Here is a 946-nt window from a genome sequence, read left to right on the forward strand (position 1 = left end):
GAACACCCTGATCTGAGTGAACAATAAGCCCTTTATCGGGTTTTCGTTGCCAAATAGCCATTGTTAACGCATCACAGACAAGCTGAGCTTTCATTCTTGACCCCATACTCCAGCCAACAACTTTACGAGAATACAGGTCAATAACAACCGCTAAATAGAGCCAACCCTCTGCTGTCCAAATATAGGTAATATCACCGACAAACACTTGATTCGGTTGCTCTGTGGTAAAGTTTTGTTCAAGCTCATTTTTATAGAGTGGTTTATTGTGATCGCTATTGGTTGTTGCTTTATATTTATTTTTGTAACGAACCCAAACGTTCGCCTCTTTCATTAATTTGGCTACTTTCCATCGACTTACGGGGAAACTCAACGCATTTAGTACCGCTTTAATACGTCTTTCGCCATAGGTATTATCACTAAATTTGGCAATATCTTTTACTAACTCAAGCATTTCTTGGTGCGTTGCATCATTTGCTTTATCTGTATTACGCTTTTCATTACTATAATAATTATTACTTTTTACGCCCAATACCTGACACATTAATGTAACAGGCCAGATCTTCTTATGTTGGGTAACAAACGAATATTTTACTTCGTTTCTTTGGCAAAGAAGACCGTCGCTTTTTTTAATATCTCACGCTCCATTTCTAAGCGTTTGACTTGAGCTTTTAATTTACGTATTTCGTCTTGTTCAGGTGTTAGTTTACCGTTACCTCTAAAAGCTTGGCCATCTTCACTTTCTTCTTCTTTGATCCAGCGACCAAGCATTTGAGGGCTAACACCTAAGTTTCTACTCGCTTCCGCAACACTAATATTTTGATCTCTGACTAAAGAAATTGCATCAAGTTTAAATTCTTTGGTATATTTTTTACGTTTTGCCATTTCTGTTCTCCAGTTAAGCTTATTATGTCTTAACTGGGGTAGTCGAATCCATTAAACCACGTCA

At 37.5% G+C, this 946-nt stretch carries 1 pseudogene; it reads right to left on the reverse strand.

Going from position 1 to position 946, the window contains the following annotated elements:
• Positions 1 to 882 (reverse strand): annotated as a pseudogene (locus tag FCS21_RS15715) (IS3 family transposase); the annotation flags it as partial.
• Between the last annotated feature and the right edge of the window lie 64 nt (positions 883 to 946).

It is taken from the genome of Colwellia ponticola, assembly GCF_005885605.1.
GTDB classification, from domain to species: domain Bacteria; phylum Pseudomonadota; class Gammaproteobacteria; order Enterobacterales; family Alteromonadaceae; genus Colwellia; species Colwellia ponticola.